This window comes from Allobosea sp. TND4EK4, assembly GCF_900156025.1.
GTDB lineage: Bacteria > Pseudomonadota > Alphaproteobacteria > Rhizobiales > Beijerinckiaceae > Allobosea.
Genome location: NZ_FTMO01000001.1, coordinates 992,622 through 1,006,014, shown reverse-complemented (window position 1 = coordinate 1,006,014; position 13,393 = coordinate 992,622). Strand labels below are relative to the sequence as shown.

At 67.7% G+C, this 13,393-nt stretch carries 12 protein-coding genes; 6 read left to right on the top strand and 6 right to left on the bottom strand.

Features of this window, described 5'->3' with window-relative positions; all coding sequences use genetic code 11:
- Positions 1-7: 7 nt before the first annotated feature.
- The 3 genes from BW981_RS04810 to BW981_RS04800 all read right to left on the bottom strand — a co-directional run bounded on the left by BW981_RS04810 (position 8) and on the right by BW981_RS04800 (position 4,994).
- Entirely contained in the window at positions 8-1,459 is a 1,452-nt protein-coding gene (locus BW981_RS04810) for an FAD-dependent oxidoreductase (protein ID WP_175624037.1), read from the bottom strand.
- 87 nt (positions 1,460-1,546) lie between these two features.
- The gene (locus tag BW981_RS04805; RefSeq protein WP_076436595.1) at positions 1,547-3,874 is read right to left on the bottom strand and encodes a putative bifunctional diguanylate cyclase/phosphodiesterase; all 2,328 of its coding nucleotides are present in this window, start codon (positions 3,872-3,874) and stop codon (positions 1,547-1,549) included.
- A 178-nt stretch (positions 3,875-4,052) separates the two neighbouring features.
- Entirely contained in the window at positions 4,053-4,994 is a 942-nt protein-coding gene (locus BW981_RS04800; protein WP_076436594.1) for an enoyl-CoA hydratase-related protein, read from the bottom strand.
- A gap of 349 nt (positions 4,995-5,343) precedes the next feature.
- On the opposite strand from BW981_RS04800, the gene BW981_RS22460 reads away from it, so the two are divergent.
- The 6 genes from BW981_RS22460 (at position 5,344) to BW981_RS04770 (ending at position 9,993) form a co-directional block, all read left to right on the top strand.
- Entirely contained in the window at positions 5,344-5,559 is a 216-nt protein-coding gene (locus tag BW981_RS22460) for a hypothetical protein (protein WP_139333609.1), read from the top strand.
- 58 nt (positions 5,560-5,617) lie between these two features.
- Positions 5,618-6,907 (top strand): UDP-N-acetylglucosamine 1-carboxyvinyltransferase, encoded by a 1,290-nt coding sequence (gene murA, locus BW981_RS04790; RefSeq protein WP_076436591.1) that lies wholly within the window; start codon positions 5,618-5,620, stop codon positions 6,905-6,907.
- Between the two features lie 60 nt (positions 6,908-6,967).
- A complete protein-coding gene (locus BW981_RS04785; RefSeq protein ID WP_076436589.1) occupies positions 6,968-7,411 on the top strand; it encodes a DUF2948 family protein in 444 nt (147 codons plus the stop codon).
- Positions 7,412-7,617: 206 nt separating this feature from the next.
- Positions 7,618-8,910, top strand: coding sequence for a histidinol dehydrogenase (gene hisD, locus BW981_RS04780; RefSeq protein ID WP_076436875.1), 1,293 nt, complete (start codon positions 7,618-7,620; stop codon positions 8,908-8,910).
- Positions 8,911-9,010: 100 nt separating this feature from the next.
- On the top strand, positions 9,011-9,499 hold the full coding sequence (locus tag BW981_RS04775; RefSeq protein ID WP_076436588.1) for a UPF0262 family protein: 489 nt from the start codon (positions 9,011-9,013) through the stop codon (positions 9,497-9,499).
- An 89-nt stretch (positions 9,500-9,588) separates the two neighbouring features.
- Complete coding sequence (locus tag BW981_RS04770; RefSeq protein ID WP_083712143.1) at positions 9,589-9,993, top strand: arsenate-mycothiol transferase ArsC; 405 nt, start codon at positions 9,589-9,591, stop codon at positions 9,991-9,993.
- A 39-nt stretch (positions 9,994-10,032) separates the two neighbouring features.
- Here the strand turns inward: BW981_RS04770 and BW981_RS04765 are convergent, their stop codons facing one another.
- From BW981_RS04765 to BW981_RS04755, 3 genes are read right to left on the bottom strand one after another with little or no spacing between them, the layout of a single operon-like run.
- On the bottom strand, positions 10,033-11,250 hold the full coding sequence (locus BW981_RS04765) for a phosphopentomutase (protein WP_076436586.1): 1,218 nt from the start codon (positions 11,248-11,250) through the stop codon (positions 10,033-10,035).
- Positions 11,251-11,252: 2 nt separating this feature from the next.
- Complete coding sequence (locus BW981_RS04760) at positions 11,253-12,878, bottom strand: ABC transporter ATP-binding protein (RefSeq protein ID WP_076436584.1); 1,626 nt, start codon at positions 12,876-12,878, stop codon at positions 11,253-11,255.
- Entirely contained in the window at positions 12,875-13,393 is a 519-nt protein-coding gene (locus tag BW981_RS04755) for a type II toxin-antitoxin system VapC family toxin (RefSeq protein ID WP_076436583.1), read from the bottom strand. The genes BW981_RS04760 and BW981_RS04755 overlap by 4 nt, the downstream gene beginning before the upstream one ends.

Below are 13,393 nucleotides of genomic sequence, written 5' to 3'. Positions count from 1 at the left end.
CTCGATCTTAGCCGAAACGCCGCAGGAAGCCGATCAGCCGCCTGATGGCGGCATTCGTGGTCGCCGGCAGGTAGAAAGCCTGGGCCGCCCGGCGCGATCCTTCGGACAGGGAGAGGGCCGGGACCGGCAGCTCAGCCATGTCCTGGACCTTGAGCCCGGCCGCCACGGCCGCGCACCAGGGCGCGATCAGCTCCGGCGCGCCACGCCCGACGATCGTCGCGCCGCGGACGCGGCCTCTGCGGTCGATCGCGAGCTTGACGAACCCCTCGCCATCGCCTGCCGCCAGGGCGCCGGGAACCTCGGCGAAGGGCCAGCGCAGGAAGCGGACGGTGCCGGGACGCTCCTGCTCCGGGCTGTCCAGGCTTCCGACCGTCGCGATGGGGGGGCTGCTCCAGACCACGCGCGGGCAGGCGTTCGGCCGGATGCTGCCGCTCTTCCTGAACAGTGCATTGCGCAGGACGAGACCGGCATGTCCGTCGCCGGCCCGCTCGCCGCTGCCTGCCGCCACGCCGCCGGCGCAACTGCCCACCGCATAGACCCGCCGGTTTGCGGTCCTCAGGCCGGCATCGACGACGATGCCGGCGGCGTCCTGCCGAATGCCGGCGAGGTCGAGGTCGAGCCCATCGATGTCCGGCGCCCGGCTGCCGGTGACGAGCAGGCGGCTGCCCTCCAGGGTAGCCTGTCCTTCGTTGGCCGCGAGGACAACCCGCACCCCTGAGCGCGTGGCCTCGGCACGCAGAAGCTCGCGGTCTTCCTCCAGCTCGATGCCTTCGCGCAGCAGGCGCCGCCTGAGGATCATCACCGCCTCGGCATCCCACCCCGGAAGGAGACCGCCGTGCGCCAGCAGCACGGCGCTGCTGCCCAGCCTGCGGAAGGCCTGTGCGATGGCGATGGCTCGCCCGTCACTTCCCAGAACGATGAGGCGCTCGGGCAGCCGCGTGATCGAAGCCAGATCGTCCTCGGTGAGAAGACCGGCCGGGTCGAGCCCGCCGGGAACCGTCGCTTGCGGCCGGGAGCCGGTCGCCAGCACGAACCGGCGGGCCTTGATCGTCTGCTCGCCGGCGCTCAGCGTGCTGCGGCTGACGAAGCGGGCCTCGCCATGGACGAGGGTTATGCCGAGCGCGCGCAGGCGCTCGGCGCGGTGATTGGCCGCCGCGACCGACAGGGCGCGCTGGATGTGGTCGTGCAGCCGCGCCGGATGGATGACGGGCGCCTCGGCCGTCATGCCGAGCCGGCCCGCCTCCCGGATGTCCTGCGCCCGCGCGCCGGCCTGCACCAGCGCCTCGATCGCCAGATCGCCCTCGCGGCCGCCGGTCTCGCCGCGTTCGACGAGAACGACGCTGACGCCGAAGGCCGCGGCGGCCGTGGCGATCGCAATGCCGCGCGTCCCCGCGCCGACGACGCAGATATCGGGTGTCAAAGCGGCGGGCCTCGCCGTCCTGGCCGTGACGTCGCTCACCGAAAACCGCTCCGCTTGCCTCAAGCTTCGCTGATGCGTGGTCGTCCGGGCGGAATCAAGGCCGCGGCGCAAAAACCCAAGCCGACCTCAGGCGACGCTGCGGCCGCCCCCTTGCGGCCGGATCGTGGAGAGCGCCTCCGGCCGCCCGAAGAGATAGCCCTGCGCGCGATGCGCGCCCAGCAACTGCACGGCGATGCGCTGCTGGTCTGTTTCGATGCCCTCGACGACCACGTTCATCTGCAGGCGGCGTGCCAGCTGGCAGACCGCCTCGATGATGGCCTTGGGAGCCTCGCTGACATGGACGTCGCGCGCGAAGCTCTGGTCGATCTTCACCTGGGCGATCGGATAGGTCGAGAGATAGGCGAGCGAGGAGTAGCCCGTGCCGAAATCGTCGAGCGCGAAGCTCACGCCGATCTCGCGCAGCGCCTGCAGCACGCCGAGCGTCTGCTTGTTGTCGTCGATCAGGACGGATTCGGTGATCTCGAGCGTCAGGCGGGAGGAGGCGAGGTGGGAAGCGAGCAGCGCGTCCTTGACCGTCTCCACGAGATGCCGCGGCTCCCTGAACTGGAGGGCCGAGACGTTGACCGACACGCTGACATCGGGCTCCCAGCCGGCCGCGTCCTTGCAGGCCTGGCGAATCGCCCAGTCGCCCATCGTCCCGATCAGGCCGGATTGTTCGGCGATCGGGATGAAGACCCCCGCCGGCACCATGCCCCGCACCGGATGGCGCCACCGCATCAGCGCCTCGCGCGCCACGATCTTCTGCGTCTTCAGGTCGATGATCGGCTGATAGAACAGTTCGAGCGAGCCGTCGGTGCAGGCCTTGCGCAGATCGAGTTCGATCTCGTGACGCTCCATGATCTCCTCGGCCATCGCCGGGTTGAAGAACATCAGCGCGTTACGGCCGGCCGCCTTGGCCTTGTACAGGGCGGTATCGGCATGGCGCAGCAGATCGGCCGGGTTAGCACCGTCATGCGGCGCCATCGCGATGCCGATGCTGGCGGTGACGTAGACCGTCTTGCCGTCGGCGTCGAAAGGCTTGGCCATCGCGTCGATCATCCGCTGCGCGATGACGGTCACGGCGGCATGGTCCGCCGAAGGCAGGATCAGCAGGAACTCGTCGCCGCCGAAGCGGGCGAGCCTGTCGTCGCCGCGGACGGCGTTGCGCAGCCGGCTCGCGGTCTCCATCAGCACGAGGTCGCCGACATCGTGCCCGAGCGAATCGTTGACCTGCTTGAAGCCGTCGAGATCGACATAGAGCAGCGCGAAGGCCTCTCCCGTCCGCTCGAGGCGAGCGAAGGCGTCCGCGATCTGCGTGTTGTATTCGAAGCGGTTGGCGAGGCCGGTCAGTTCGTCGAACCGGGCCATCTGCTCGATCCGTGCCGCGATCCGCTTACGCTCCGTGGCGTCCTCGGTCAGCATCAGGATGCCGCCCTCGGCTGCGGGCGCGAACGTCACGACCAGGACGAGCCCGCCCCGCGTCACCACCTCCCGGCTCGCCGGCTGCTGCTGGGTCTGCACGCTGACCAGCGCCGAGCGGATGTCGCGGAGCTGATCCTGGCTGATCACCTGCCGCTCGACCAGGAAGCGGGCGATGGCGGTCAGCGGCGTACCCGGCAGCGTCAGCGTGTCGGGCAGCCCGTAGAGCGCGCCATGGGGCTTGTTGCTGACAGCCAGCTTGAGGCCGCGGTCGAACATCGCCAGCCCGTCGATCATGGTGTTGAGCGCGGCGTCCAGCGTCAGGTTCTGCGAATGCAGGGCAGAGGCGAGCGCCTTGGACTGCTTCGTGGCGTCGCTCAACGCCAGCAGATTGCGGTGGAGCGAATTGGTGATGGCGATGTTCGCGGCCACGTATAGAAACGCGAAATAGCCGATATAGCGGTAATAGGGATTGTTGGCGCCGATCAGCCCGATGGCCATCGGGACGCAGAAGATCAGCAACTGGACGGCGACGAATTTCGGCCGGCCGGCATTGCGCGAGACATAGCCCGACGCCAGCGCGATGGTGGAGGCTACCGAGGTGATATGGGCCGCGGCGTCGTCCGTCTGGACGAGCGCGACATAGCAGCTATAGCCCAGCGCCGCGCTGAAGGCGGTGGCGCCGAGGAAGTAATCGCGATCCCAGCGGCGGGTCTGCGCATAGGTGTCGTCGGCATGGTTGCAGCGCCGATAGGCGACCACCGTCATCATCCTCAGCGCGACGATCAGCGCCACGAGAACCGTCAGGCTGACGAAGACGTCGTATCCGGTCGCGAGCCAGCAGAGGAAAGGCGTGAGGACGCCTGCGATGCCGCCGGGCACGATCGAGGCCGGCGAGGAGAACAGCGAATTGACCAGAAGGGTATAGCCGGTCAGGTCGACGTCATCGACCTGACCGCGGACGGTCTTGCTCAAACGCTGGAAAGCGTCTGCCATTCAACCCTGCCTTTGCCACGCCGGGGCGGCCGACGCCGTGCCGTGTTCAGGCACGGCATGCGGCATCAGGAAGGTTTAGGGCAGTAGAGGTAAACGCTTCGTTCGGTGCGGTGATCTGGAGACAGCAGACGATCGCGATCACCCAGATTTCATTCGCCGAAATCTGCAAAATCGCAACTCAGGCGTGTTCAGCCTGCCTTTGATACACCCGGGAGAGCATGCGATCCTGCGTCTGGGCGATCCGCTGGAGCTTCGAGATCGCGCTGGGGCTGAGCCGCAGCATGCATTCGGTCCAGATCTCGCCAAGATGGGCGAGTTCTTCGCGCATATCGCCGGCCCGGCGATTGAAGGCCGAGAACAGGGCCGTCTTCGCTGCATGGATCGGCAGCGAGTCGGCGCAGTACTTCCGGATCCAGTTCTCGCCGCTGCCGGTCGGGACGACCGCTTCGAGGCCTCCTGCGCGGAAAAACTCCTCCGCGCTCATCTCCTCACCGGAGAGCAGCATCTGCTCGGCGGCGCGTTGGCCCATCCGCCGCGACAGGATCGCCACCGCCGTGATCGGGAAGTGATTGAACTTGATCTCGGGGTAGACGAACGAGGCCTGCTCTTCCGCGATCATGACGTTGCAGGAGCGCGGCGCGTCGATGCCGCCGCCGATGGCCTTGGCATGGATCGTCGACAGCGTGACCACGAGGCCCTTGAGGCCGCCCGAATTCCAGATCGCCCCCTCGGCGGAGAGCCGGGCGTATTCCTTCAGCGATGCACGATCGTTCTTGGCCAGGCAGTCGAGATAGAAGTCGAGATCGCCGCCCAACGTGAAGAACGGCCCCGTGCCGCGGAAGGCGAGAAAGCGGACCGGAGCGCGATGATACTGGTCCGGCGCGCCCCACAGCGCGAACACCGTGCTCTGGATCTTCACCAGGCTGTCGAGGAGCTGGAGCGTAAAGACCGGCTTGAGCTCGGGCCTGATCGTCACCCAGAGCGTCTTGATCTCCGGCTCATAGGCGAGCTCCACCTCCGGCAGGAAGCCCGCATTGTAGCGGATCGCGTCGATGACCTCGCAACTGTCCGACATCGCCGGGGCCATCGCCGCCGCATTTGCCTTTAGCGCCTGGAACATGCCGCCACTCCCCGCCGATTGAAGCTGCCCTCAGGTTAAACGAGCTTAACAAACTGTAAACGAGTTCTGCCGGAAATGGTTAATTTCATTAAGGAAATTTGCTTGCCCATGCGTCATCGGCGAGATCTCGCACCGCCATCGGGCAAGAAGCGAGCCGGCCCTGCCGCATCGCCCGGCGAGGCTTCCGCCCCCTTCGCGCCTGCAAAATCAAGGTTTTTCGCATCGGTGCCGGCGGAGGCGGGCCGGGCCGGGCAATCCCGCTGGCGCGAAACGGCACGGGCGGTGTCCAGCATCGGGACTCCGCCGCCAGTGCCCATGCGCTTGTCCCTGAACCGCAGTGGAGCTAACGATGGCCGCGAATTCGCCGCGTTCCCGCGTTCAAACCCGTGACCGAGTTGATGCCGTGACTCGCCCCGCCGATGACGAGAAGCAGGCGCGCCTTGCCGCCGCGCTTCGCGAGAATCTGAAGCGCCGCAAGGCCCAGGCTCGCGCTCGCCGTTCGGAAGAGGCGGGTCCGCAGCAGCCCGAGCCTTCTGCACAGGGCGGCGACGACCGTCGCACCTGAACGCTCCCTCTCTCGACCGGCGCCCGGCAGCACTCCGGCGGCCCGGCAGGAATCCAAGATGGACAAGATTCGCATCACCGGCGGCCAGCGCCTCGAGGGCGCCATTCCGATCTCCGGCGCCAAGAACGCCGCCCTGCCGCTGATGATCGCGAGCCTGCTGACCGACGAGACCCTGACGCTGACCAACGTCCCGCGCCTTTCCGACGTGACGGCGCTCTCGCGCATCCTCTCCAACCATGGCGTCGACCGCACGGTGGCCGGCCGGCGGATCGGCCAATCGGCCGAGACGGGCCAGACCATCTCGCTGACCGCCCGGCAGATCGTCGACACCTGCGCGCCCTACGAGCTGGTCTCGACGATGCGCGCCAGCTTCTGGGTCATCGCGCCGATCCTGGCCCGCATGGGCGAGGCCAAGGTCTCGCTGCCCGGCGGCTGCGCCATCGGCACGCGCCCGGTCGACCTGCTCCTGATGGCGCTGGAGAGGCTCGGCGCCGAGATCGTGATCGAGAACGGCTATGCGCTGGCGCGTGCGCCGAAGGGCTTGCAGGGCGCCGAGATCGTCTTCCCGAAGGTGACGGTCGGCGGCACCCATACCGCCCTGATGGCCGCCGTGCTCGCCCGCGGCACGACCGTGATCGAAAATGCCGCGCGCGAGCCCGAGGTCAGCGATCTGGCCGCCTGCCTCGTCAAGATGGGGGCGAAGATCGAGGGCGCGGGAACCTCGCGCATCGTCGTCGAGGGCGTCGCCCGGCTGGGCGGCGCGCATCACGCGGTGCTGCCGGACAGGATCGAGACCGGCACCTACGCCATGGCCGTGGCGATGACCGGCGGCGACGTGCTGCTGGAGGGCGCGCGGGCCGACCTGCTGCAATCGGCCCTGGATGTGCTGGTCCGGTCGGGCGTCGAGATCAGTTCGACCCCTGAGGGCATCCGCGTGCGCCGCAACGGGCACGGGGTCGACGCCGTCGATGTCGAGACCGAACCCTTCCCCGGCTTCCCGACCGATCTGCAGGCGCAGTTCATGGCGCTGATGACCACGGCGAAGGGCACCTCCCGCATCCGCGAGACGATTTTCGAGAACCGCTTCATGCATGTGCAGGAGCTCGCCCGCCTCGGCGCCCGGATCCGGCTGGATGGCGATGTCGCGGTCGTGGAAGGCGTCGCCAAGCTGACCGGAGCCCCTGTGATGGCGACCGATCTGCGCGCCTCGGTCTCGCTGGTGATCGGGGGGCTCGCGGCCGAGGGCGATACGACGATCAACCGGGTCTATCATCTGGACCGCGGGTTCGAGGCGCTGGAAGCCAAGCTCACGCGCTGCGGCGCCCTCGTGGAACGCATCAGCGGCTGACGAAGGCGGCCGGGCGCATCGGCGATTGATTTTCCGGCCGCGGCTCGGCAGAACGGATCCATGTCCGACGCCGCCGCCGATCCGCTGAAGCTCCTTGCGCTCGATGCCGACGACCTCGGCGTCGTCTCGGCCCATCTTCAGGATGCCGTGCTGAAGATCGCCGACATGGTCTATCTGCCGAAGGAGCATCGCTTCGCGCTGGCGGCCCGCCGCTTCGACTGGGAGGGCGCGGAGCAGGGCCATCGGCGCCGGCGCCTTGCCGCGCTGCATTTCGACCGCGTTCTCGGCGTCCGCAGCAGCAATCTCGACAAGAACGACGCCGAGCGTGTCCTGAACCTGCTCGCGGTCACCTTCGAAGCCACGCAGGAGCCTGCGGGCGAGGTGACGCTGCATTTTTCGGAAGGCGCCGCGATCCGGCTCGTCGTCGAATGCATCGAGTCGCAGATGAAGGACCTGGGGCCCGTCTGGGAAGCGGTGGCGACGCCGGACCACCCGGAAAGCTGAGCGAATCGTTTTTCCGCCGACACCAACTTCAATCGCAGGCACCGTTCGTCTAAGAGGCGCGTCATCCTGGACAAGCGGCGTCAGCCGCGCCGGTCCGGGATCCGTGCCTGAACCGTTCGGGCATCGATCCCGGTCTGCGCTTGACTACGCCCGGGATGACGATTGCGGGAAACGACGACGACCGGACTGCCAGTTTCGAGGATACCATGCCGATCAGGCTCGATGACAAGGATGCCGGGTTCGAGGCCGGTTTCGCCGCTCTGCTCGCCGCCAAGCGCGAGGTCTCGGAGGAGGTCGATCGGGTCGTCGCCGACATCATCGCGCAGGTGCGCGCCAAGGGCGACGCGGCTCTGATCGCCTATACCAGCCGGTTCGACGCCCTCGACCTGACGCCGGACACCCTGCGCGTGAGCGAGGCGGAGATCGATGCCGCGGTCGCCGCCTGCTCGCCTGAGCTGCTGGACGCGCTGGAGACCGCCCGCGCGCGAATCGAGACCTATCACGCCCGCCAGAAGCCGGCCGATTCCTGGGTGCGCGACGAGGCCGGCGTCGAAAGCGGCTGGCGCTGGAGCGCGATCGAGGCCGTCGGCCTCTATGTCCCCGGAGGCACGGCGAGCTATCCGTCCTCGGTCCTGATGAACGCCATTCCCGCCAAGGTCGCCGGCGTGCCGCGCGTGGTCATGGTGGCGCCGACGCCGCGCGGGCAGACCAATCCGCTGGTGCTGGCGGCCGCACGCTTCGCCGGCGTCGACGAGATCTACCGCATCGGTGGGGCGCAGGCGGTCGCGGCGCTGGCCCATGGCACGGCGAGCATCGCGCCGGTCGCCAAGATCGTCGGCCCGGGCAACGCCTATGTCGCCGCCGCCAAGCGCCGCGTCTTCGGCCAGGTCGGCATCGACATGATCGCCGGCCCCTCCGAGGTCCTCGTCATCGCCGACCGCACCGCCAACCCGGACTGGATCGCGGCCGATCTGCTGGCGCAGGCCGAGCACGACGCCTCGGCCCAGTCGATCCTGATGACCGATGATGCCGGCCTTGCGGCCGAAGTCGAGAAGGCGCTCGCCGCCCAGCTCGCGACGCTGCCCCGCGCGGAGATCGCCGGGGCGAGCTGGCAGGAGTTCGGCGCCATCCTGCTGGTCTCGGATCTGGAAGCGGCCGTGCCGCTGGTCGATCGCATTGCGCCCGAGCATCTCGAGATCATGACCGCCGATCCGGACCGCCTTTCGGAGCTGATCCGCAATGCCGGCGCGATCTTCCTCGGCGGCCATACGCCGGAGGCGATCGGCGACTATGTCGGCGGCCCCAACCACGTCCTGCCGACGGCCCGCTCCGCCCGGTTCTCGTCGGGCCTGGGCGTCGGCGACTTCATGAAACGCACCTCGCTGCTGCGATGCGGTCCCGAGGGCTTGCGGGCCCTCGCGCCGTCGGCGGTGAAACTTGCCGAAGCGGAGGGCTTGCAGGCGCACGGCCGTTCCGTGACGATCAGGCTCAATCTCTGAGTCATCGGACCGAAAGGTGGGTTCCACTTTTCGGAAAGATCCGATGCCCTAGCGATGATCCGAGCGTCGCGAACGGGGCGGCGCCACGACAGGAGACGTGATGTCGGGCGAAGCCTCCTCGGACAAGCACTGCCTCGTCGGCGTGACGCTGGACGAATCCTCCCTGGGCCGCGGCAGCCCCGATCAGGAGCATGAGCGCGCCATCGCGATCTACGACCTGATCGAGAAAAACCGCTTTGTCGTGCCGGGCCATGAAGGCGGCCCCTATCTGGCGCATCTCGCTCTGGTCGAGCGCCGGCTCGTCTTCGACATCAAGGCGGCGGATGGTTCGGCGATCATCAGCCACCATCTCTCGCTCACCCCGTTCCGGCGGATCGTCAAGGATTACGAGATGATCTGCGACAGCTACTACGCCGCGATCCGGACCCAGACACCCGAGCAGATCGAGGCGATCGACATGGGCCGGCGCGGCCTCCATGACGAGGCGGCGGGCATCCTCGTCGAGCGGCTGGCAAACAAGGTCGAGATCGATTTCGACACGGCCCGGCGTCTCTTCACCTTGATCTATGCCCTGCACTGGAAGGGCTGACGCGCTTGGCCGCTGCCGATCTGCCTGGCGCAGGACCGCCCGGGACGGGCGGGGACGGTCCGCCGCGCCGTGTCCAGAGCGTGCTGTTCATGTGCGCGATGAACGCGGTGCGCTCGCCGATGGCCGAGGCGCTGGCGAAGCACTTCTTCGGCAAATCTGTCTATGTGCAGTCCGCCGGCGCCCGGAAGGGCGAGTTCGACGGCTTTGCCCAGGCGGTGCTCGACGAGATCGGCATCGATCTCGGCCGCCACAAGCCCAAATCCGTCGAGGAGCTGGAGGAGTGGGAAGGCTTGAACTTCGACCTCATCGTCTCCCTGTCCCCGGAAGCCCATCACAAGGCGCTGGAGCTGACCCGCACGCTCGCCGCCGACGTCGAATACTGGCCGACCATGGACCCGACCATCGTCCAGGGCTCGCGCGAGCAGAAGCTCGAGGCCTATCGCGAGATTCGCGACGGGCTGATCCGCCGCATCAAGGAGCGGCTGCGCGCGTGATCCGCGAACTGGAGACGCGCGGGAGCGGCGCCCGGCACGCTACCAGGCCCGCCCGGGCCCGACTGCGCCGATTCCGAGATGGATGCCGAGGCTCGCCGCGATGTCGGCGAAGCTCTCCCGCCGGCCCAGGGCCTCCGGCCTCACCCCCGGCCCGAAGGCCAGGATCGGCACATGCTCGCGCGTGTGATCGGTGCCGCGCCAGGTCGGATCGTTGCCGTGGTCGGCGGTGATGACGGCGAGGTCGCCCGCACGAAGCGCGGCCTCGATCCGCGGCAGCGCCTTGTCGAAGGCCTCCAGCGCCGCCGCATAGCCCGGCACGTCGCGGCGATGGCCGAATTCGGTGTCGAAATCGACGAGGTTGACGAAGCAGAACCCGCCATCGGGCAGCCTGTCCCAGGCTTCGAGCGCGGCGTCCACCATCGCCGCATTGCCGAAGGGCTTGATCTCCTCGCCGGTGGCGCGATGGGCGAAGATGTCGCCGATCTTGCCGACGGTGATCACCGTGCGCCCCTGTGCCTCCAGCCGGTCGAGAAGGGTCTCGTGCGGCGGCGGAATGGCGAAGTCCTTGCGGTTTCCGGTGCGGCTGAAGCCCTGCTCCGGCGAGCCCGTGAAGGGGCGCGCGATGACGCGGCCGATCCGCAGCGGGTCGACCAGCGCCCGCACCGTCCGGCAGAGCGCATAAAGGCGCTCGAGCCCGAAATGCTCCTCATGCGCGGCGATCTGGAACACGGAATCGACCGAGGTGTAGCAGATCGGCTTGCCCGTCCGGATATGCTCGGCGCCGAGCTCCTCGATGATCGTCACGCCCGGAGCGTGCCGGTTGCCGAGGATGCCGGGCAGGGCGCCTTGCTTGACGATGCCGGCCACGAGCTCGGGCGGGAACGAATTTTCGAGGGCGGTGAAATAGCCCCAGTCGAAATCGACCGGACAGCCGGCGATCTCCCAATGGCCGGACGGGGTATCCTTGCCGCGGCTCACCTCGACGCCAAAGCCCCAGCGGCCTTCCGGCCGGGCGGGCTTCTCGACGCCCGCGAGCGCTCTCCCTGTCGAGGCTTCGCAGGCATGGGCGAGCCCCAGCCGCGCGAGATTCGGCAGCGTCAGCGGCCCGTTGCGCAGCCTCTCGCGGTCGCCGCGGCCCTCGGCGCAGGCCTGTGCGATATGGCCGAGCGTATCGGCGCCCTCGTCGCCATAGGCGCGCGCATCCCCGGCGCCGCCGCAGCCGACCGAATCGAGCACGATGAGCAGGGCGCGCGGCATTCTCACTCCCTCACGGCGGCCGCGACCGGCTCGAGATTGAGCGCGGCTGCGAGCAAGGCCTGCGTATAGGGAATGCGTGGCCGCTCGAAGATCTCCTCGGCCGGGCCTTCCTCGACCACCTTGCCGTTCTGCATCACGACCACCCGGTGCGAGAGGGCACGGACGACCTTGAGGTCGTGGCTGATGAAGAGATAGCCGAGCTTGCGCTTCGCCTGAAGGCCGCGCAGCAGCTCGACGATCTGCGCCTGGACGGACATGTCGAGCGCCGAGGTCGGCTCGTCCAGAACCACGAATTTCGGATCGAGCGCCATGGCGCGCGCGATCGCGATGCGCTGGCGCTGGCCGCCGGAGAATTCATGCGGATAGCGGTCCATCGCGGCCGGGTCGAGGCCGACATCGGCGAGAGCCGAGGCAACGATCTCGCGCTTGGCCTCGTAGGAGAGGTCCTTCTGCTGCACGCCGAGCCCCTCGGCGACGATCTCGGCGACGGACATGCGCGGCGAGAGCGAGCCATAGGGGTCCTGGAAGACCACCTGCAGATCCTTGCGCTTCGGCCGGACCTGGGTGCTGGACAGCCCGTCGATGCGGTCACCCAGGAAGACGATCGGCCCTTCCGACGCGATCAGCCGCAGGATGGCGAGGCCGAGCGTGGTCTTGCCCGAACCCGACTCGCCGACGACGCCCAGCGTCTCGCCCTCGCGCACCTTCACCGAAATGCCGTCCACCGCCTTCACATGGCCGGTGACGCGGCGCAGGAAGCCGGTCTTGATCGGGAACCAGATCTTCATCGGCCCGGCTTCGAGCAGCGTCGCCGCATTGGCCGGCACCGGCTCCGGCCGCCCCTTGGGCTCCGCCGCCAGCAGGCGCGTGGTATAGGCATGCTGCGGATTGGCGAAGATCTCCGCGACCGGCCCTTCCTCGACCACCTTGCCCTTCAGCATCACCACGACCCGGTCGGCGATGCGCCGCACGATCCCGAGGTCGTGGGTGATGAACAGCATCGCCATGCCGAGCCGACCCTGCAACTCCTTGAGCAGCTTCAGGATCTGGGCCTGCACGGTCACGTCCAGCGCCGTCGTCGGCTCGTCGGCGATCAGGAGGTCGGGCTCGTTGGCGAGCGCCATGGCGATCATCACGCGCTGGCGCTGCCCGCCCGAGAGCTGGTGCGGATAGGCGCCGAGCCGGCTTTCCGCGTCGCGGATGCCGACGAGGCCGAGCAGTTCCAGCGTGCGCGCCCGCGCCGCCTCGCCGCGCAGGCCCTTATGCAGTTCGAGGATCTCGCCGATCTGCTTCTCGATGGAATGCAGCGGGTTGAGCGAGGTCATCGGCTCCTGGAACACCATGGTGATGTCGTTGCCGCGCACCTTGCGCATCGCGTCCTCGTCGGCAGCGATCAGGTCCTGCCCCTTGAACAGCACCTTCCCCGAGGGGTGGCTCGCCGCCGGATAATTCAGGAGCTTCAGGATCGACAGCGCGGAGACTGACTTGCCCGAACCGGATTCGCCGACGATGGCGACCGTCTCGCCCCGGTTGACGGAGAAGGAGACGTGGTCGACCGCGAGCGTTTCCCTGCCGCCCTGGCGGAAGGCGACGGAAAGGTCTTCGACGGAGAGAAGGGGCATCGTCACGAAATCAGCTCGGCTCTTAACGCGTCGAGGGCTGCGACGGTGAGTCCGACAAAGTTGAAGCGGCGCCCAGAATTGAGCCAAGCTTCATCGCGTTCGATGCTTTTCACTAATTTCGTGTCTCCCGTTACGAAATGCGTGCAGCCGAAATGATAAGCAGTGGCTGCGTGGATTGCGTCGGGCGTCTTCAGGCCCGGAGTGCGAGCGCGCATCAATGCGGCCTGCAACAAAATGTCCCTCTGCAGAGGTTTTGTTCGCAAGAGCAGGCCATCGGATACCAGGTTGCCAAGGTACCAGTCGTGATCTGCGCGCTTGGTTGCATCCTCTCGATCTGGTGTCCGATCTATCAAGCCCTGGATTGGCTTCGTCAGAACCTCCACGAGCGCGAGATCGCTCGTGATGAAAGGTGTTTCAGCGCCAGCGCCTTCGGCAATGAGATTGACCAAAGCCTGACTTTCTGGAGTGACCTTTTCTCTCGCCGTGATGAGCGCGCAAGCGTCGAGATAAATGAGTGCCAT

Coding starts and splice junctions, on each gene's coding strand:
- BW981_RS22460 (WP_139333609.1), top strand. CDS start 5,344: ATGGCCGCGAATTCGCCGCGTTCCCGCGTTCAAACCCGTGACCGAGTT.
- hisD (WP_076436875.1), top strand. CDS start 7,618: ATGCCGATCAGGCTCGATGACAAGGATGCCGGGTTCGAGGCCGGTTTC.
- BW981_RS04765 (WP_076436586.1), bottom strand. CDS start 11,250: ATGCCGCGCGCCCTGCTCATCGTGCTCGATTCGGTCGGCTGCGGCGGC.
- BW981_RS04785 (WP_076436589.1), top strand. CDS start 6,968: ATGTCCGACGCCGCCGCCGATCCGCTGAAGCTCCTTGCGCTCGATGCC.
- BW981_RS04800 (WP_076436594.1), bottom strand. CDS start 4,994: ATGTTCCAGGCGCTAAAGGCAAATGCGGCGGCGATGGCCCCGGCGATG.
- BW981_RS04755 (WP_076436583.1), bottom strand. CDS start 13,393: ATGGCACTCATTTATCTCGACGCTTGCGCGCTCATCACGGCGAGAGAA.
- BW981_RS04775 (WP_076436588.1), top strand. CDS start 9,011: ATGTCGGGCGAAGCCTCCTCGGACAAGCACTGCCTCGTCGGCGTGACG.
- BW981_RS04805 (WP_076436595.1), bottom strand. CDS start 3,874: ATGGCAGACGCTTTCCAGCGTTTGAGCAAGACCGTCCGCGGTCAGGTC.
- BW981_RS04770 (WP_083712143.1), top strand. CDS start 9,589: ATGTGCGCGATGAACGCGGTGCGCTCGCCGATGGCCGAGGCGCTGGCG.
- murA (WP_076436591.1), top strand. CDS start 5,618: ATGGACAAGATTCGCATCACCGGCGGCCAGCGCCTCGAGGGCGCCATT.